General features: G+C 63.8%; 19 protein-coding genes. 12 read left to right on the top strand and 7 right to left on the bottom strand.

Annotated features, from left to right (window positions below; genetic code table 11):
- Positions 1-113: 113 nt before the first annotated feature.
- Positions 114-872: an IclR family transcriptional regulator domain-containing protein gene (locus FHD67_RS13165; RefSeq protein WP_139598948.1), complete on the bottom strand. Its 759-nt coding sequence runs from the start codon at positions 870-872 to the stop codon at positions 114-116.
- Positions 873-976: 104 nt separating this feature from the next.
- On the opposite strand from FHD67_RS13165, the gene FHD67_RS13160 reads away from it, so the two are divergent.
- From FHD67_RS13160 to pcaF, 3 genes are read left to right on the top strand one after another with little or no spacing between them, the layout of a single operon-like run.
- Entirely contained in the window at positions 977-1,711 is a 735-nt protein-coding gene (locus FHD67_RS13160) for a 3-oxoacid CoA-transferase subunit A (RefSeq protein WP_139598947.1), read from the top strand.
- Entirely contained in the window at positions 1,708-2,379 is a 672-nt protein-coding gene (locus FHD67_RS13155; RefSeq protein ID WP_139598946.1) for a 3-oxoacid CoA-transferase subunit B, read from the top strand. The genes FHD67_RS13160 and FHD67_RS13155 overlap by 4 nt, the downstream gene beginning before the upstream one ends.
- A 1-nt stretch (position 2,380) precedes the next feature.
- Positions 2,381-3,583 (top strand): 3-oxoadipyl-CoA thiolase, encoded by a 1,203-nt coding sequence (pcaF, locus tag FHD67_RS13150; RefSeq protein WP_139598945.1) that lies wholly within the window; start codon positions 2,381-2,383, stop codon positions 3,581-3,583.
- Positions 3,584-3,585: 2 nt separating this feature from the next.
- Here the strand turns inward: pcaF and FHD67_RS13145 are convergent, their stop codons facing one another.
- A complete protein-coding gene (locus FHD67_RS13145; RefSeq protein WP_139598944.1) occupies positions 3,586-4,521 on the bottom strand; it encodes a LysR family transcriptional regulator in 936 nt (311 codons plus the stop codon).
- 143 nt (positions 4,522-4,664) lie between these two features.
- Here FHD67_RS13145 and FHD67_RS13140 point away from each other — a divergent pair, with 143 nt between their 5' ends.
- The 9 genes from FHD67_RS13140 to pcaD all read left to right on the top strand — a co-directional run bounded on the left by FHD67_RS13140 (position 4,665) and on the right by pcaD (position 13,175).
- On the top strand, positions 4,665-5,855 hold the full coding sequence (locus FHD67_RS13140; RefSeq protein WP_139598943.1) for a muconate/chloromuconate family cycloisomerase: 1,191 nt from the start codon (positions 4,665-4,667) through the stop codon (positions 5,853-5,855).
- 2 nt (positions 5,856-5,857) lie between these two features.
- Complete coding sequence (gene catC / locus FHD67_RS13135) at positions 5,858-6,148, top strand: muconolactone Delta-isomerase (RefSeq protein WP_139598966.1); 291 nt, start codon at positions 5,858-5,860, stop codon at positions 6,146-6,148.
- A gap of 67 nt (positions 6,149-6,215) precedes the next feature.
- Positions 6,216-7,154, top strand: a complete 939-nt coding sequence (gene catA / locus FHD67_RS13130; protein ID WP_139598942.1) for a catechol 1,2-dioxygenase — start codon at positions 6,216-6,218, stop codon at positions 7,152-7,154.
- A 116-nt stretch (positions 7,155-7,270) separates the two neighbouring features.
- Positions 7,271-8,629, top strand: coding sequence for an SRPBCC family protein (locus tag FHD67_RS13125; RefSeq protein WP_139598941.1), 1,359 nt, complete (start codon positions 7,271-7,273; stop codon positions 8,627-8,629).
- Complete coding sequence (gene benB, locus FHD67_RS13120; protein WP_139598940.1) at positions 8,626-9,114, top strand: benzoate 1,2-dioxygenase small subunit; 489 nt, start codon at positions 8,626-8,628, stop codon at positions 9,112-9,114. Before FHD67_RS13125 ends, benB begins: the two co-directional genes overlap by 4 nt.
- 36 nt (positions 9,115-9,150) lie before the next feature.
- Complete coding sequence (gene benC, locus FHD67_RS13115; protein ID WP_139598939.1) at positions 9,151-10,179, top strand: benzoate 1,2-dioxygenase electron transfer component BenC; 1,029 nt, start codon at positions 9,151-9,153, stop codon at positions 10,177-10,179.
- A complete protein-coding gene (gene benD / locus FHD67_RS13110) occupies positions 10,176-10,961 on the top strand; it encodes a benzoate diol dehydrogenase BenD (protein WP_139598938.1) in 786 nt (261 codons plus the stop codon). Before benC ends, benD begins: the two co-directional genes overlap by 4 nt.
- Positions 10,962-10,992: 31 nt before the next feature.
- Positions 10,993-12,324 carry an MFS transporter gene (locus tag FHD67_RS13105; protein ID WP_139598937.1) on the top strand — a complete coding sequence of 444 codons (1,332 nt, stop codon included), beginning with the start codon at positions 10,993-10,995 and terminating at the stop codon, positions 12,322-12,324.
- A 59-nt stretch (positions 12,325-12,383) separates the two neighbouring features.
- Complete coding sequence (gene pcaD, locus FHD67_RS13100) at positions 12,384-13,175, top strand: 3-oxoadipate enol-lactonase (RefSeq protein ID WP_139598936.1); 792 nt, start codon at positions 12,384-12,386, stop codon at positions 13,173-13,175.
- Positions 13,176-13,372: 197 nt separating this feature from the next.
- Here pcaD and FHD67_RS13095 read toward each other — a convergent pair whose 3' ends face one another.
- The 5 genes from FHD67_RS13095 to FHD67_RS13075 are packed head-to-tail and all read right to left on the bottom strand — an operon-like array spanning position 13,373 to position 18,729.
- Positions 13,373-14,428 (bottom strand): aldo/keto reductase, encoded by a 1,056-nt coding sequence (locus tag FHD67_RS13095; protein ID WP_139598935.1) that lies wholly within the window; start codon positions 14,426-14,428, stop codon positions 13,373-13,375.
- A gap of 21 nt (positions 14,429-14,449) precedes the next feature.
- Positions 14,450-15,109, bottom strand: coding sequence for a dihydroxyacetone kinase subunit L (locus tag FHD67_RS13090; protein WP_139598934.1), 660 nt, complete (start codon positions 15,107-15,109; stop codon positions 14,450-14,452).
- An 11-nt stretch (positions 15,110-15,120) separates the two neighbouring features.
- Complete coding sequence (locus tag FHD67_RS13085) at positions 15,121-16,122, bottom strand: dihydroxyacetone kinase subunit DhaK (protein ID WP_139598933.1); 1,002 nt, start codon at positions 16,120-16,122, stop codon at positions 15,121-15,123.
- Between the two features lie 16 nt (positions 16,123-16,138).
- Entirely contained in the window at positions 16,139-17,185 is a 1,047-nt protein-coding gene (locus FHD67_RS13080; protein WP_208863777.1) for an ABC transporter permease, read from the bottom strand.
- Positions 17,182-18,729 carry a sugar ABC transporter ATP-binding protein gene (locus FHD67_RS13075; protein ID WP_139598932.1) on the bottom strand — a complete coding sequence of 516 codons (1,548 nt, stop codon included), beginning with the start codon at positions 18,727-18,729 and terminating at the stop codon, positions 17,182-17,184. Before FHD67_RS13075 ends, FHD67_RS13080 begins: the two co-directional genes overlap by 4 nt.
- Positions 18,730-18,795 lie beyond the last annotated feature (66 nt).

Here is an 18,795-nt window from a genome sequence, read left to right as displayed (position 1 = left end):
GGCGTCTGAACGTCATATCTAAGGGCAACAAACGCTGCTCAATGCGCCGTGTGCCGGAATTAAGGGTAACGCGACAGTAGCTAACGGTATCTGCGGCAATTTGGCGTGTCGCGCTATCGCAGCACGCGTCGCAGGCCCTCCTGAACCTTCAGGAGCGGATCGAGATACAGCCCGACCAGATCCACGGCATCGGTCTGAACCGCGGCGACCCCGGTATTGACCGCGGCGATGACCCGGCCATGCACCGAGTACAGCGGGACGGCGATGGACCGCAGTCCCGGCTCCACCTCCTGATCGATGACGGCGTACCCGTCTACACGGGCAGTGTCGATCCGGTCCATGATCTCGGTGGGGTCGGTCAGGCTGTGGGCGGTCCGGGGCGTCAGATCGGATGTCATGATCAGCGTCAGGGCCTGATCGCGGGGCAGGGCGGCCAGCAGGACGCGCCCCATCGACGTGCAATGCACGGGCAGGCGTGATCCGGGCATCAGCCCGATCGACATCACCCGACGCTGCGCGGCGCGGGCGAGATAGACGATCTCGGTGCCGTCAAGGATCGACACGGATGTCGATTGGCCGATCCGGTCGGACAACTGGTCCAGCCAAGGCTGGACCAGCTGCGCCAAGGGCATCGCTGCCAAGGCCCCCATGCCTAGGCGCAACACCCGCGCGGTCAGGGTGAAAAACTTCCCGTCGTAATCAGCATAGCCCAACTCGTGCAGGGTCAGCAGACAGCGCCGGGCGGTGGCCCGATCCAAGCCGGTTGCCTCCGCCACCTCGGAAATCGCCATGCGGGGTCGCTCGGCGCCGAAGGCTTCGATCACCTGCAGTCCCTTGCCCAATGATCCGATAATGTCGGTTCTGTTCGCCATGCGATCAGAAATAATCGCAGTCCGAACAAACCTCAACATGTGACCAAACCTGATAGCTTTGTTTGTTATCGCGCCGTAAGCCCTCCCCATACGGAGGAGCATTCATGGACAAGCGTATCTCAACGCTGGCGGCGGCCACGGCCCAAATCGCGAACGGTGCCACGGTAATGATCGGCGGGTTTGGCGGCTCCGGCGCGCCGATCGAACTCATCCACGCCCTGATCGACCGCTTTGTGACGACCGGTAGCCCCGGAAACCTGACGGTGATCAACAACAACGCCGGCAACGGTCATGTCGGCATCGCGGCGATGATCGAGCAGGGCATGGTGGCCCGGATGATCTGTTCCTTTCCGCGCTCGGCAGACCCGGTGGTGTTCACCGAGCGCTATCTGGCCGGGCAGATCGACCTTGAGCTGGTCCCGCAGGGAACGCTGGCCGAACGCATCCGCGCAGGCGGGGCGGGCATCCCGGCGTTCTATACCCCCACCGGGTTCGGCACCGACCTGGCGCGGGGGAAGCCCGTGGCCGAATTCGACGGCCGGTCCTATGTGCAGGAGCGCTGGCTGAAAGCCGATGTGGCGCTGATCAAGGCGGAGGCCGGGGATCACCTGGGCAATCTGACCTACCGGATGGCCGCGCGCAACTTTGCGCCGCTGATGGCGATGGCCGCGATGCGGACGATCGTGCAGGTCAGCCATGTGGTCGCGCCGGGAGATATCGACCCGGAGGCGGTGATCACGCCGGGGATCTTTGTCGATGGGATCATCCACGTGCCGGACCCGGCGCAGGAAGAGGACCTGAACCGCGCAGGGGCGCGATACCCGGAGGTGGCGGCATGACTGACAAGCTGACAAATGCGCAGATCGCGTGGCGGGCCGCGCAGGACATCCACGAAGGAGCCTATGTCAATCTGGGCATCGGATTTCCGGAAATGGTCGCCCGCTTCCAGCCCACCGGGCGTCAGGCGATCTTTCATACCGAAAACGGCATCCTCGGCTTCGGCGAGGCCCCCGCGGCGGGCGCGGAGGACTGGGATCTGATCAATGCCGGAAAGAAGGCGGTGACGATCCGGCCCGGCACCGCGTTCTTTCACCACGCCGACAGCTTTGCGATGGTGCGCGGGGGGCATCTGGATGTCGCGATCCTGGGGGCCTATCAGGTCGCACAGAACGGAGATCTGGCAAACTGGTCGACCGGCCCCAAGGGCGTGCCCGCCGTCGGCGGCGCGATGGATCTGGTCCATGGGGCCAAGCGCGTGGCGGTCATCACCGACCATGTGACCCGCGACGGCAAGCCCAAGCTGGTTGAAGCCTGCACCTTGCCCTTGACCGGCGTGGCCTGCGTGACGCGGGTTTATACCTCGCTGGCGGTCATCGACATCGAGGGCGGTCGGTTCGTGCTGCGCGAAAAGCTCGCCGCCCTGTCGTTTGAGGCTCTGCAATTGCTCACCGGCGCCCCGCTGCATGTGGATGGTGCCGTGACCGACCTGACCGTTCCGGAGGTATGAGATGACCGAAGCCTATATCTGCGACTATGTCCGCACGCCCATTGGCCGGTTCGGAGGTGCGCTGTCCTCCGTCCGGGCCGACGATCTGGGGGCCGTTCCGCTGCGGGTGCTGATGGCGCGCAATGCCGGTGTCGACTGGCAGGCGGTCGATGACGTCATCTTCGGCTGCGCCAACCAGGCGGGCGAGGATAACCGAAACGTGGCGCGCATGTCGCTGTTGCTGGCGGGCCTCCCGGTTGAGGTCGGCGGGACGACCATCAACCGGCTGTGCGGGTCGGGCATGGACGCGGTCATCGCCGCCGCCCGCGCCATCCGCGCCGGAGAGGCGGATCTGATGATCGCCGGCGGTGTCGAAAGCATGTCCCGCGCGCCCTTCGTGATGCCCAAGGCCGAAACGGCGTTCTCGCGCAGCGCATCCGTTCACGACACCACCATCGGCTGGCGGTTCGTGAACCCGCTGATGGAGGCGCAATACGGAGTCGATTCAATGCCCGAGACGGCCGAGAACGTCGCCGAGGATTTCAGGGTCAGCCGCGCCGACCAGGACGTGTTCGCGTTGCGCTCTCAGCAAAAAGCCGCCGTGGCTCAGGGAAATGGTCGGTTTGACGCAGAGATCACCCCGGTGCTGATCCCTCAGCGCAAGGGCGACCCTAACCGGGTCGATCGCGACGAACACCCGCGCCAGACGACGCTGGAGACCCTTGCAGGTTTGAAGGCGCCCTTCCGCAAGGGAGGGACGGTGACGGCGGGCAATGCTTCTGGCGTCAATGACGGTGCGGCAGCGCTGATCATCGCGTCCGAGGCAGGCGCGCGCCGACACGGGCTGACGCCCATCGCCCGTATCCTGGGCGGGGCCGTCGCGGGCGTGGCGCCGCGGATCATGGGATTTGGCCCGGCGCCCGCCGCGCGCAAGCTGATGGCCAGGTTGGGGCTGGGCCAGACCGACTTCGACGTGATCGAGCTGAACGAGGCCTTCGCCAGCCAAGGTCTGGCGACCCTTCGCGATCTGGGCATTGCCGACGATGACCCGCGCGTGAACCCCAATGGCGGCGCCATCGCGCTTGGCCATCCCCTGGGCATGTCGGGCGCGCGCATCACCGGCACGGCGGCGCTGGAACTGGCCCGCACCGGCGGCAGGCGATCCCTGTCGATGATGTGCATCGGCGTGGGCCAAGGCATCGCGATCGCCTTGGAACGGGTCTGACGTCAGGGGTCCGGGTCCGGGGCGGCCAAGTTGTTGGCCGCCAGCCATGCGGGTTTTTCGGCATACATCTCGCGGATCAGGCGCCGGATCAGGTCCAGATAGCGGGATGTATCGCCAGCCCGATGGTTCATGATTACCGGAGACGTCGCACCAGGGCTGTCGATGACACGATAGCGGACATCAGACCGCATCTGCCTCGCGGATGACGGGATGATGCAGACCCCAGAATCCGCAGCGACCAGCCCAAGCGCCGTCTGGATCTCACGGACTTCCAAGACATCGCGGGGACGAATCTCTTCCTCCTGTAGCAAACTGAGAACCTGGTCGGCATAGCTGGGACGCGGCTCCTTCGGATAGACGATCAACCGCTGGTCCGCGATGTCAGACAGCCGGATCGGGCCCTCGTCCTGGGCCAGCACCGAGTCCTGTGGCAGCGCGACAACCAGACGCTCCTCGCGCAGGATCGTGGCGACGACGTTGGGATCATTATGGCGCATGCGGCCAAACCCAATATCGATGCGGCCTTCTTTCAATGCAGCAACCTGCTGGATCGACAGCATCTCCAGCAACTGGATATCCAGTTCCGGTGCATTCTGGCGCAGCTTGCGCACCAGGACCGGCAGCCCGCCATACAGCGTCGAGGCCACGAAGCCGATGGAGAGCACCCGATTGCGGTTCATGCCCACCCGCCGTGTGGCGTCTTTCATCTGGTCCACGCGCCCAAGGACCTGCAACGCCTGTTCATAGAGAAGCCGTCCGGCGTCGGTCAGCTTCACGGGCCGGCTTGTGCGGGTGATCAGGATGACGCCCAGCTCCTCCTCCAGTAACTGGATCTGCCGGCTCAGCGGTGGCTGGGCGATGTTCAGCTGTTCCGCGGCACGGGTGAAATTGCGCTCTCTCGCGACAGCGACAAAATAGCGGAGCTGACGCAAGTCCATCGGATTCTTTCCTTCACGCAAAGTATTCTGCACCGAAGCATCATAGTCTTCGTGGATGCCTGACGGATCATAATACCCAAAGGGTATGGCTTCAAACCGAAACGGTGTTGGACGGGGCGCTGTGCGGGAGGCATTTTGGCCTCATGAACCAGTCATTCGCCCCCCTCGCTTCCACTACCACCGCCACCCCCGTCATCACGCGGGTCGAGACGGTGATCCTTGATCTGCCGACCATCCGGCCACACAAGCTGTCGGTTGCGACCATGAACGGTCAGGTTCTGATGCTGGTCCGCGTCCACTGCAGCGACGGTATCGTTGGCGTCGGCGAGGGGACAACCATCGGCGGTCTGGCCTATGGCGGCGAAAGCCCCGAAAGCATGAAGACCAATATCGACACGTGGTTCGCGCCGCTGATGATCGGTCAGGATGCCACCCGCGTGCAGTCGCTGATGGCGCGGATCGGCAGGATGGTCCGCGAAAATCGCTTTTCCAAGTCCGCGGTCGAGACCGCACTGCTGGACGCCCACGGTCGGCGTCTTGGCCTGCCGGTCAGCGAACTGCTGGGCGGGCGGCGGCGGGATCGCCTGCCCGTGGCCTGGACGCTGGCTTCGGGCGACACGGCGCGCGACATCGCAGAGGCCGAGCGCATGCTGGACCTGCGCCGCCACTGTGTCTTCAAGCTGAAGATTGGTGCGCGGGCGCTGCGCGAGGATATTACCCATGTCGCCGCCATCGGGCAGGCGCTTGGCGAAAGGGCGTCCATCCGCGTCGACGTGAACATGGCCTGGTCCGAAGGGGAGGCCGCCTTTGGCATGGCGGCGCTGGCCGATGCAGGCTGCCTGCTGGTCGAACAACCGGTGGCCTCAAGCGCGGCGATGGGTCGGCTGGTGCGCCGCTTTCCGATCGCGCTGATGGCCGATGAATCACTGACCGGACCCGAAAGCGCGTTCGAGATCGCCCGCGTGCAGGGTGCGGACGTCTATGCGGTCAAGCTGGAGCAAAGCGGCGGCGCGTTCAACGCCTTGCGCGTGGCGGCTATCGCCGATGCGGCGGGGATCGGCCTTTACGGCGGCACGATGCTGGAGGGGGCGGTGGGCACGGTGATTTCGGCCCATACGTTCTCGACCTTTGCCAATCTGCAATGGGGGACCGAACTGTTCGGACCGCTGCTGCTCACCGAAGAAATCCTGACCGAGCCGCTGGACTACAGCGACTTCGAGCTGACGGTTCCGGCCGGCCCCGGTCTCGGACTGTCTTTGGACGAGGACCGCGTGGCGTTCTTCTCGCGCGACGGACTGCGCAAGACGATCAGCCTGCCCAGAGGGGTTGTGTGACGATGCTGTACCAGGTGATCATGACGGTCGATCTTCCCCGGGACCTTGCGTCCGAAGAGGCCACCCGGATCCTTGCGCAGGAAAAGGCCTATTCCCAGGATCTGCAGCGCAGCGGCAAGTGGCGCCATATCTGGCGGATCGCCGGACAATACGCGAACTGCAGCATCTTCGATGTGCGCGACCATGACGAGCTGCACCAGATCCTGTCCGGCCTGCCACTGTTCCCGTTCATGGAGATCAGCGTCACGCCTCTGCTGCGCCATCCGTCGGCCATCAGAGAGGACGACCGCTAGTCATGCCCAACGGCGGGGAGGGAGCCCCGCCGACCCAGTTTCCAAAAGAATCCAGGAGGAGAACCCGATGACCGTGACCATCTTCAACCGACCCGATGTCCAGGAATTCCTGAACGAGCTGAGCGGCCTGAACAACAAGGATGGCGATCCGCGGATGAAGCAGATCGTGCACCGCCTGATGTCTGACCTGTTCAAGGCAATCGACGATCTGAATATCACCCCCGACGAATACTGGCAGGGCGTGGCCTGGCTGAATGATCTGGGCGCCGCTGGTCAAGTGGGGCTGGTCTCACCGGGCCTTGGCATCGATCACTTCATGGATGAGAGGCTGGACGCCATTGACGCGGCCATGGGCATCGAAAACCCGACCCCGCGCACGATCGAAGGTCCGCTTTACGTGGCCGGCGCCCCGGAGTCAGTGGGCTTCGCACGACTGGACGACGGAAACGACACCAACGGTCAAACGCTGATCATGCAGGGCAAGGTTCATGGCGCAGACGGCCAGCCGCTGCCCGGCGCCAAGGTCGAGGTCTGGCATTGCGACACGCGCGGTTTCTATTCGCATTTTGACCCGACCGGTCAGCAGGCCCCCTTCAACATGCGCCGCACGATCATTGCCGACGACCAGGGTTGCTACAAGTTCCAGAGCATTCTGCCGAGTGGTTACGGCGTGCCCCCCGGCAGCCCGACCGAGGGTTTGCTGACCGCCCTTGGACGGCACGGCCAGCGGCCCGCTCATATCCACTTCTTCGTCAGCGCCGATGGACATCGCAAGCTGACGACGCAGATCAATATTGAGGGCGATCCGTTGATCCACGACGACTTCGCTTATGCGACGCGCGAGGGCCTGATCCCCAAAGTCGTGGAACGGTCGGATGAGCAGAGCATTCATGCCAACAACCTGAACGGTCCGTTTGCCGAGATCGTTTTTGACATCCACCTGACGGCCCTGATCGACGGTGTGGACAACCAGCTGAACGAACAGCGCCGCCGCGCAGCCGCCTGACGGAGCCCTGCAGGCAGCCGCCCGACGCGGCTGCCTCGATCCGCATCCATCTTTCACCAATGACATCTGAGCAGGGCATGCCCGTATCCGGCGCATCCCCTGGGGGAGGACCACTCATGTCTGCGATCATCGACAAGGCCCGCGATCTGGATACCCTGCTGGCGACAGCCGTGCAGGACGACGCCCAGGCCGGGCTGTTCCGCTGCCGCCGCGACATCTTCACGAACGAGGATCTGTTCGCGTTGGAGATGAAGCACATCTTCGAGGGTAACTGGGTTTATCTGGCCCATGAGAGCCAGATCCCCGACGTCAACGACTACTACACTACCTGGATCGGCCGCCAGCCCATCGTCATCACCCGCGACAAGACAGGAACGCTGAACGCGGTCATCAATGCCTGCGCCCACAAGGGTGCAATGCTGTGTCGCCGCAAGCAGGGCAACAAGGGCAGCTTCACCTGTCCGTTCCACGGCTGGACCTTTGCCAATACGGGCAAGCTGCTGAAGGTCAAGGATGCCAAGACCACGCAGTATCCCGACCAGTTCAACACCGATGGCTCGCACGACCTGACCCGCGTAGCCCGGTTTGAAAGCTATCGAGGGTTCCTGTTCGGCAGCCTGAACCCCGATGTGGCGCCGCTGACCGATTACCTGGGCGAAACCACGGTGGTCATCGACCAGATCGTCGACCAGGCCCCCGAGGGGCTGGAAGTGCTGCGCGGGAATTCCAGCTACATTTATGACGGCAACTGGAAGCTGCAGATGGAAAACGGCTGCGACGGTTATCACGTCAGCTCGGTCCACTGGAACTATGCCACCACAATGGACCGCCGCAGCGAGACCGGCACCAAGGCGGTCGATGCCAACAGCTGGAGCAAATCCAAGGCTGGCGTCTACGGGTTCGACAACGGCCATATCCTTCTGTGGACCAACACTGCCAATCCCGAGGTGCGCCCGGTCTTCAACCGCCGCGACGAGATTGCCGCCCGCTTGGGCGAGGACAAGGCTGGCTTCATCGTCAACCAGACGCGCAACCTGTGCCTCTATCCGAACGTCTTCCTGATGGACCAGTTCAGCACTCAGATCCGCGTGGTCCGACCGCTGTCGGTGGACCGGACCGAGGTCACCATCTTCTGCTTCGCACCAAAGGGAGAAGGTGCCGAAGACCGTGCCACCCGCATCCGCCAGTACGAGGACTTCTTCAACGTGTCCGGCATGGGCACGTCGGACGACCTGGAGGAATTCCGTGCCTGCCAGACCGCTTATGCCGGCAGCGCGCCGCTGTGGAACGACATGTCGCGTGGTGCGCCGCTGTGGATCCACGGCGCGGACGACAATGCCCGCCGCATGGGTCTGAACCCGCTGATCTCTGGAGAGCGCAGCGAGGACGAAGGGCTGTTCGTCTGCCAGCACGAATACTGGGCCCGCGTCATGCGCGATGCCCTGGCCAGCGAGAAGACGGGAGAGATGGCATGAGCATCGATCATCACGCGATCTGCGCGTTCCTTTACCGCGAAGCGCGCCTGCTGGATGACCGGCAATGGGATGAGTGGCTGACCTGCTATGCGCCCGATGCCTCCTACTGGATGCCGGCCTGGGACGACAACGACCAGACGACCGAAGATCCCCAATCCGAGATCTCGCTGATCTACTATCCAAACCGCGAGGGGCTGGAAGACCGGGTGTTCCGCATCAAGACGGAACGCTCCGGCGCATCCACGCCTGAGCCGCGCACCAGTCACGCGGTCCAGAACGTCGAGATGGTGGCCGATCGCGGCGACGAGGTCGATGTCCGCTACAACTTCCACACGCTGAACCACCGCTACAAGGCCACGGATCAGTTCTTCGGGACCATGTTCGTCACCCTGCGGCGGGATCCGGACGGGCTGCGCATCGCGGCCAAAAAGATCGTCCTGAAAAACGACTACATCCGCCAGGTCATCGACGTCTATCACGTCTGACCGCCGACCCCGCACAACCGCAAGGAGGAGGCGACCATGTGCTACACCATAGCCCTGAATTTCGAGGACGGGGTCACCCGCTTCGTTGACTGCAAGCCCGGAGAGAAGGTTCTCGATGCGGCATTCCGCAACAAGATCAATCTGCCGATGGACTGTTCCGACGGCGTCTGCGGCACCTGCAAGTGCCGCGCCGAGAGCGGCGCCTACGACCTGGGCGACGATTTCATCGAGGACGCCCTGACCGAGGACGAGGCGGGGCAGGGGCTGGTGCTGACCTGCCAGATGGTGCCATCGTCCGACTGCGTGCTGTCGGTGCCAACCACATCGCAGGCCTGCAAGACCAACCAGCAGGCGTTCGCGGCCACGGTGACCCGGATCGAGCCGCATCATGATGCCGCCGTCGTTCTGGAACTGACCATGGATGATACGGCCACGGCTCCTGCATTTCTGCCAGGGCAATACGTCAATATCGACGTTCCCGGCAGCGGTACTCACCGATCCTACTCCTTCAGCACCGCGCCGGGCGAGCGCAACCTGGAATTCCTGATCAAGAAGATCCCCGATGGGGTGATGAGCACCTGGCTGTCGCGTGCCAAACCGGGCGATCAGTTGCAACTGACCGGCCCGATGGGCAGCTTCTACCTGAGAGGGGGCGATGGTCCGCTGTTGTGTCTGGCAGGCGGTACCGGGCTGGCTCCGTTCCTGTCGATGCTGGAGGTGCTGGCGCGTGCCGGATCGCGGCGGCAGATCCACCTGATCTATGGCGTGACGCGCGATCTGGATCTTGTTCTGGTGGACCGCATCATGGCGCTGGCCAGGCGGCTGCCGAACCTGACCGTCGCGACTGTGGTTGCCGATCCGGCCTCGGATCACCCGCGCACGGGTTGGGTGACCCAACACATGCCGGAGGAGATGTTGGCGGCGGGCGATGTCGACATCTATCTGTGCGGCCCCCCACCGATGGTCGATGCCGTCAGGCAGTATCTCAATGACCACAAGGTCGAACCGGCCAGCTTTCATTACGAGAAATTCACGCCGAACGCACCGCTGAAGGCCAGTGCATGACTGCCGCGGTGTTTGCCGGACGCTTTGCGGGCAAGGTGATCGTGGTCACCGGCGCGGCCCAGGGCATCGGCCGGGCGGTGGCGCTGCGCGCCGCGGCCGAAGGTGGCCGCGTACTGTTCGTGGACCGGGCCGATTTCCTGGCCGAAGTTGTGGCCGAGGCCCAGGGAGATGCCGCAGGCTTTACTGCCGACCTGGAGACCTGGGCAGGGGCGAACGCCGCCATGCGCAATGCCGCCGATACCTTTGGCGGCATCGACATTCTGATCAACGTGGTGGGCGGTGCGATCCGTATGCGCCCACTGGCCGAATTTGAACCTGACCAGATCGACGCCGAGATCCGCCGGTCGCTGATGCCGACTTTGTATGGTTGCCATGCGGTCCTGCCGCATCTGGCCGCGCGGGGCGGCGGCACCATCGTCAACGTGTCGTCGAACGCGACACGCGGCATCCACCGGGTGCCTTACTCGGCGGCCAAGGGGGGCGTGAACGCGATCACGCGATCCCTCGCGATGGAGGTGGCAGGCCAGAACATCCGCGTCGTGGCCACCGCACCCGGCGGAACCGAGGCACCCCCGCGCCGCATCCCGCGCAATGCCGCGGGCGACAGCCCGGATGAGCGGCAGTGGATGGCGCAGGTCGTGGAACAGGTGACCGGGTCCAGTGTCCTGAAACGCTATGGGACCATCGACGAACAGGCCGCGCCGATCCTGTTCCTGGCGTCCGACGAGGCATCCTACATCACCGGGTCCGTCCTGTCCGTCGCGGGAGGCGACGAGGGCTGACACCGAAACAACAACAGGGAGGAGAATGACGATGCGTACGATAGACGTGAATGAGGCCATTGACCAAAGTCCGTTCGGGCAATTTCAGTGGCTGGTGGTTGCGCTGTGCGGCACCCTGCTGGTGGTCGACGGCTATGATGTGTTCGTGGCGGGGACGGTCCTGCCGACGCTGATCCAGGAATGGGGCCTGACCAAGCCGCAGGCGGGTGCGCTTCAGGCATGGGCGCTGTTCGGCATGATGTTCGGCGCCTTGATCCTGGGCCCGCTGGCCGACCGGATCGGCCGGAAGAAGGGCGTGGCCATCAGCTTCGTGCTGTTCACCTCTGCCACGGTTTTGACGGGGTTTGCCGACACGCCCGGACAGTTCAAATTCTTCCGCTTCATCGCAGGTCTGGGTTGTGGCGGCCTGATGCCCAATGCAGTCGCGCTGATGAACGAGTATGCACCCAAGCGTCTGCGCGGCACGATGGTCGCGCTGATGTTCTCGGGCTATTCGGTGGGCGGCATGGTTGCGGCGGGGCTAGGCATCGGCCTGATCCCCAGCTTCGGCTGGCAGCCGATGTTCTTCATCGCCGCGGTGCCGCTGTTGCTGTTGCCGCTGATCCTGTGGAAGCTGCCTGAGTCGCTCGGCTTCCTGATCAAGCAGGGCAAGCAGGAAGAGGCGAAGCGCATCTTCGCCAAAATCAATCCTGCAATGCCGCTGGCCGCCGACGACCGACTGGTCTTTACCGAGGTGAAGGGCGCCTCCGCGTCGGTCGCCGAACTGTTCCGGCATGGCCGACTGCTGCGTACGTTGATGCTGTGGCTGTCGTTCTTCTGCTGCCTGCTGTTGGTCTATCTGCTGTCGTCCTGGTTGCCCAAGGTTCTGCAGGAAGCGGGCTATGCCGAACGCGCCAGCCTTCTCAGCCTGTTCTCGCTGAACTTTGGCGGCATGGCTGGCGCGATCATGGGCGGCAGGCTGGGTGACCGGTTCGGCCTGCCGCGTGTCGTCGTGGGCTTCTTTGCGGCGGCCGCACTGTCCATCGCGCTGATCGGCGTCAATCCGGCACCGGGGCTGCTGTTCGCGCTGATCTTCGTCGCAGGTGCGACCACCATCGGGACGCAGATCCTGCTCTATGCCAGCGTCGCGCAGCTCTACAATCTGTCAGTGCGTTCGACGGGGCTGGGCTGGGCGTCCGGTGTGGGTCGCATCGGCGCCATCGTCGGACCGACGATGGGCGGGGTGCTGTTGGCAAAGGAACTGCCCTTGGGTCAGAACTTCCTGATCTTCGCGCTGCCCGCTGCCATCGCGACTCTTGCGATGATGGTCTTTGCCCTCAGCAATGCCCGCAGCACCGAAAGGGCGCAGTTGGCGACAGTCTGAAGATCATCTGATAGCGCGCAGTCGTTAGGCTGCGCGTCTTTTCTTTTGGAGATTACGCCATGCCATACCTGAACCTTCCTACGCACCACCTGCATTACCGCATCGATGGGGCAGGGGAAGACAAGCCTTGGCTGACCTTCTGCAACTCTCTCGGCACCGATCTGCACATGTGGGACGCGCAGATTGCGGATCTAAAGTCGGATTTCCGGATCTTGCGCTACGACCGACGGGGACATGGCAAGTCCGAAGCCCCACCAGCTCCCTACGAGATGGCCGATCTGGGGGGAGACGTCATTGCGTTGCTGGATGCCTTGGGCATCGATTGCACCCATTTCTGCGGGCTGTCGATCGGTGGGCTGACGGGGCAGTGGCTGGCGATCCATGCTGGCAAACGTCTAGACCGCATTGTTTTGTGCGCGACTGCTGCCCGCATCGGCACCGTGGACAGCTGGACCTCCCGGATTGCAGACGTCACCGAGAACGGTTTAAGCCCTCTGATCACATCGACAGCTGATCGGTGGTTCTCGCCGGAGTTTCGGCAGGTTCATCCTGATGCCGCCGCGGCAGTTCTTGGCCAATTTGAACAGACATCTGTCGATGGATACATGGGATGCTGCGCAGCGCTGGCCCGTGCAGATTTCCGCAAACAGATTCATGATATCAAGAACCCCGTGCTGGCAATATCAGGGGGGGATGATCCGGTCTGTCCGCCTGCCAACCTTGAGGCTCTCGCCGGTGTTACCAATGGGAGGCATGTCTCCCTGCCTGGGCGGCATATCGTCAATGTGGAATCGACCTTGCGATTCAATGACGTCCTTCATGATTTTCTTACCGTTGCAGCCTTGCCATGAGCGTAGGCTGGAGACCTCGCATACGGAAGAAGTAACTGCTCACGCCATGCGTAACACGTAGGGGGACAGTTTTTTACGGCCCATTTCACGCTGGCCTCAAAAGATGCCTAGTGCGCGTCCTCAATAATGGCGCATATCGAGCATGTCGGGTTTGCTGTCGTCTAGGATGTGAATTTGGCTGGCGATCTCGTACCCAATTAGGGGTTTCCAGTTTCTAAGTCGACCGATTTGTCCGCCGGTCCGAACCGGGGCGACGCGAACTGCGACTGGTGCCAAAGCGGATAGATCTGGGGCGGGCGACTGACCGCATTCAGACGTGTAAGGTCTTCGGGCGATAGTGTCAGGTCCAGAGCCCGAAAGTTCGCCTCGAACTGCGCGGTCGAGGTTCCGCCAACAACCAGAGACGCAACGGCGGGTCGCGTCAGCGTCCAAGCCAAGGCGATCTGCGCGGCCTCGATGTCATATGCGGCGGCGATGTCATTCAGGACATCGACGATCCGCCACAGACGCTCCTGATCCCGGATGGGCGGTTCAGACCATCCGCGGTCCTGACGGCTGTCGGGTGCCACAGGCTGCTGCCGCGTGTGCTTTCCGCTGAGAAGGCCCGCCGCCAGCGGGCTCCAGACGGTGACGCCGATGCCTTGGTCCACCGAAAGCGGCAGAAGCTCGTATTCCGCCTCGCGCGCTTCCAGAGTGTAATGAATCTGCTGAGTGACGAAGCGCTGGAAATGGCCGCGGTCGCTGGCCATCAGCGACTTCATGATCTGCCAACCCGTATAGTTTGAACAACCAGCATAGCGGATCTTGCCCTGCCGTGTCAGGCTGTCCAGCGCCTCCATCGTCTCCTCGACCGGGGTCTGGCCGTCCCATTCGTGGATGTGGTAGATGTCGATATGATCGCGACGCAGCCGCTTGAGCGACCGCTCGCATTCGCGGATCAAGTGCCAGCGGCTGGCGCCCTCGTCGTTCGGCCCGTCCCCGATTCTCATCCGCGCTTTGGAGGAGATCAGGATGTCCGGGTTGCGGTCCGCCAGCACCTCACCTACGATTTCCTCTGACAGGCCTGTCGAGTACATGTTTGCGGTGTCGATCAGGTTGACCCCGTAATCGGTGCAGCAATCGATCAGCCGTGCGGCCTCGGTCACGCCCTGGCTGGCGATGGCTGCAAAGGGCCCCCGGCCTCCGAACGAAAAAGTGCCCATGGACAAGGCCGAGACCTTTAGTCCGCTGCGCCCCATGATGCGGTATTTCATGCCGCTCTCCTTGTCTTGAATTCAGGACCCGGCGTGCCGTGCCGCGGTGTGCCTTACAAAATTTGCCATCGTTTCGATCAGGATGACCGCAACGGTGCCGCCGGCATCCTGGATGCCGCGAGTCTTTTCCTGAAACGCCGCCGCCTTGCCGTGCTGGGCCACCAGGTCCCTGGTCCGCTCCAATGCATCGACCGCGACGGCATGCGCGTTGTCCAGCGCCGTCGACAGCCCCGTGCCCGCCTTGGCATCGGCCTCGACGCTCATGGCGATCGGGTCGAGCACGTCCAGGACCGTCTTGTCGCCCACCTGCGCGCGGCCCCGCTGCGCGACGCCGTCGCGAAACGCCCGCCAGAATAGCGCCATCTGTTCAGTTCTCAGGTCGTCGCAATCCTTGGCCGAGGCCGAACCGCGCAGAAAGCCGGTGGCCATCAGGGTGCCCATCGTCGATGGGGCCGCGCGGGCGATTGCGGCACCGGCTGCCTTCAGCTGTGCTTCGATCGGGGCGTCGCCTAGTTCGGACACCGCTTTGTCGGCGGCGACGAAGCCTTTGGCCATGGTGAGGCCAAGATCGCTGTCGCCGACCTGTCCGTCCAGTGTGATCAGAGCCTCTTTCTGGTCTGCAAACACCTTGGAAAGGCGTGCGAAAAGTTGCGGAATGTCATGCGCCGTCAGCCTGTCCATCGTCCCCTCCATCACTGGGCGATATGCTTGAAGAAGGGCGTGTTCGCGCCCATCGCGATCAGCGGCTGCAGTTCGTCGTCCAGTTGCAGGACCGATATGGACGCACCCGCCATCTCCATCGACGTGGCGAACTCGCCGATGAAGACATGCCTGATCCGCGCACCAGCCTGATCCAGCACCTGCGCCGTGCGGCGATAGATGACGTAAAGCTCCTCCAGAGGCGTAGCCCCCAGCCCGTTGATCAGCACCGCGACGTCCTTTTCCGTCTCATAGCTCTGTTCGGCGAGGATGCGGGCCATCATCTCGTCGACCATCTCGTTCGCGGGTGTCAGTGTCTTGCGGGTGATGCCCGGCTCTCCGTGGATGCCCATGCCGATCTCCATCTCGTCCGCGCCGATCTGAAAGCTGGGCCGACCGACCTCGGGGACGATGCAGGGCGACAGGGCCACGCCGATTGTCCGAGTGCGCGCGCTGGCCTTTTCGGCCAGACGCGCCACCTCGTCCAAGGGCTTCATCGCGGCGGCGGCGGCCCCGGCAGCCTTGTAGGCAAAGAAGATCCCGGCGACCCCCCGCCGCTTGTGTTCCTCGCCCACGACCGAAGACGCGACATCGTCGCGGCCCAGCACGGTCATGGTCCTGATACCCTCCAGATCGGCCAGTTCCCCGGCCATGTCGAAGTTCATCAGATCGCCGCTGTAGTTTCCGTAAAGGTACAGCACCCCCGCGCCCTGGTCTACATGACGGGTCACGTCCAGCACCTGCTCGGATGACGGCGATTGAAACACACCGCCCACGCCCGCGCCGTCCAGCATGTTCTCGCCCACGAATCCCAAGAATAGCGGCAGGTGGCCCGAACCGCCGCCGGTCACCAGCCCGACCTTGCCGGGCACCGGATTGGTGCGCACGAAACAGCGCAAGTCGTCACCGACATGCGTCACCTCGGGATGGGCAAGATAGATGCCCTCCAGCATCTCATCGACAAAGTCTTCGGGATTGTTAAGGAATTTCTTCATTGCTCTACTCCGGGTATCAGGTGGTGGTCTTGCGGTCGCGCAGGACGAAGAACGCGGCGGCCAAGAGGATGAAGGCGCCGACGACGACGCGCTGCCAGGTGCTGGGAATGCCGACCAGGACCAGGACGTTGTTCACGACCGTCACCAGAAGGACACCGATGACCGTGCCCAGGACCGACCCGGTGCCGCCGGTGATGCGCGCCCCGCCCAGGATCACGGCCGCGATGACGATGATCTCCGTCCCGGCAAAATCGAACGGATTGGCCATCCGGTTGGCCGAGGCCTGGATGACCCCGGCCATGCCCGCCAGCCCGCCCGCGAAGGCAAAGGCGAAGACTTGGACCGCGCGGATGTTGTAACCCAGCCTGGCGGCGACATCGGCCTTGCCGCCCACGGCAAAGATGGCGCGGCCCATCAAGGTGCGGTTGAAGACGAACCAAGTGAGGACGGCGGCCAGCGGAAAGCTTAGGAAATAGACCGGCAGGCTGACGGTGGCGCCGCCGCGCGTGGTGATGTCCACCAGCGACCATTGCCCAAAGGCGACCATCTGCGACGGCATCTCCATCAGCCAGACCGTTCCCACGAACACCAGCAGGATCCCGCGAAAAACGTACAGCGTGCCGATGGTGACGATCAGCGCGGGCGCGCGCAGCTCATGGACCAGAAGGCCGTTCACGATGCCCAGCACGATGCCCGTCGCGACGCACAGCACGACGATCAGCGCCATCGGCATGCCCGGGAACACGTTCAGCACCAGCGTGCTGATCCCGTACATGGCCACCGCCCCCACAGCGGGAAACGACACGTCGATGCCGCCCGAGGCCAGCACGGTGAACACGCCCAAGGCGAACAGCCCTGTCACGACACTGGCCCGCCCCATGTCGATCAGCGATGACGGCTGCAGGAAAGCCGGGTTGATAAGGGCGACCGATGCGCAGATCGCGACCAGTAGGATCAGGCTGACTGCTTCTGGATGGGCGCGCAGGAACGCGAAGACGCCGGCGGTCGGCGCGCGTTCGGGGTCGGTAGATGGACTGTCGATCATGTGCGGCACCACGGTCATTCTACAAGCTCCGCCTGGCTGGCAAGCATGGATTGATAGATACGGTCCTCGTCCACCTCGATGGCGCGAAGATCCTCGATGATGCGGCCCGAATTCATCACCAGGATGCGGTCGCAGTTCTGCAGCAGTTCCGGCAGGTCGTCCGACACGATCAGCAGGCCGATGCCGCGACCGGCCATCTCCTGGATCGCGCGAAAGATCGTCTCCTTGGAACCTACGTCGACGCCCACGGTCGGCCCGTGCAGGATCAGCAGCCGCGGATCGATGCTGAGCCAGCGCCCGATCAGAACGCGCTGCTGGTTGCCGCCCGACAGCGCGCCGACCGGCAGGTCGATGTCGGCGGTGTTCAGGTTCATCCCGGCAGCTATCCCGCGGGCGGCGTCGCGGCCCTTGCGGCGGTCGATCAGGCCAAGGTGACCCGCGATTCGGCCCAGGATCAGCGGCACGGCATTCTCGAAGATGGATTTCTCGATGAACAACCCTTCGGACAGCCGATCCTCGGGGACATAGCCGATGCGGTGGTCAATGGCCTCGGAGGGCGATCCGATGCGCACCGGCTGTCCGTCCAGAAACAGGCTGCCGCTGTCGGTCGACAGGTGACCGGCCAATGCCATCGCCAGCTCGTTCCGACCAGAATCCGACAGGCCGGTTATCCCGAGGATCTCACCGCGGTGCAGGGTGAAGGAGATGTCGCGAAACGCCTGTCCGTAGCCCAGCCCCTTTGCCGTCAGCAGAACCTCGGGCTGGGGGGCGCCGGTGCGGAACCGCACGGCCTCGATCTCGCGCCCGGTCATCAGCTCGGCCAATCTGGCGCGAGAAAAGCTCTCTATCGGGCCTTGCGCGACGCTCAGCCCGTCGCGAAAGACGATGGCGTCGCCACCGATCCGATAGCACTCTTCCAGCTTGTGAGTCACGAACAGCACGGCGACATTCGCATCCAGCAGCCGGTTGACCACCTCAATCAGCGTCTCGACCTCGTGCCGGGTCAGCGACGTGGTGGGTTCGTCCATGATCACCAGCCGCGCCTCGGCGGCGATGGCGCGCGCAATCGCGACGCGCTGGCGGATCGCCAGGGGCAGATCGCCCACGACGCTGTTCAACAGCGCCTCGACCGGGTCCAAGCCCACCTTGCCAAGCGCGGCGGCGGCGGTGGCATAAACGCGCGTCCGGTCGAGCAGCCGCAGCAGCCGCCCATGCCCGGCCACAAGCTGTTCGCCAAGGGCGACGTTCTCGGCCACGGTCAGGTTCGGCAACAGCGACAGGTCCTGATAGACCGTCTCGATCCCCGCCTGCAGCGCTGCCATCGGCGACAACTTGGGGACCAGTTCCCCGTCCAGCAGGATGCTGCCTTCGGTCGGGGCATGGGCGCCCGACATGATCTTGATGACCGTGCTTTTGCCGCAGCCGTTCTCGCCCAGCAGATGATAGGCCTTTCCGGCCTCGATGGTCAGGTCCACCCCGGACAGGGCGCGCACACCGCCGAACCGCTTGTGGATTCCGCGAAGTTGCAGGAAGGGCGGGGTGGAACGGGTGGGCTCGGTCATCGGAAAAGGCTCCGTTGGGACAAGGTCGCGGGGTCGGACCGCCCCGGATGCAGGCTGGCTGCAGCC

Origin of the sequence: Paracoccus haeundaensis (assembly GCF_006239215.1) — a bacterium.
GTDB classification, from domain to species: Bacteria; Pseudomonadota; Alphaproteobacteria; order Rhodobacterales; family Rhodobacteraceae; genus Paracoccus; species Paracoccus marcusii.
This window is presented reverse-complemented; position numbering and strand designations above follow the sequence as displayed.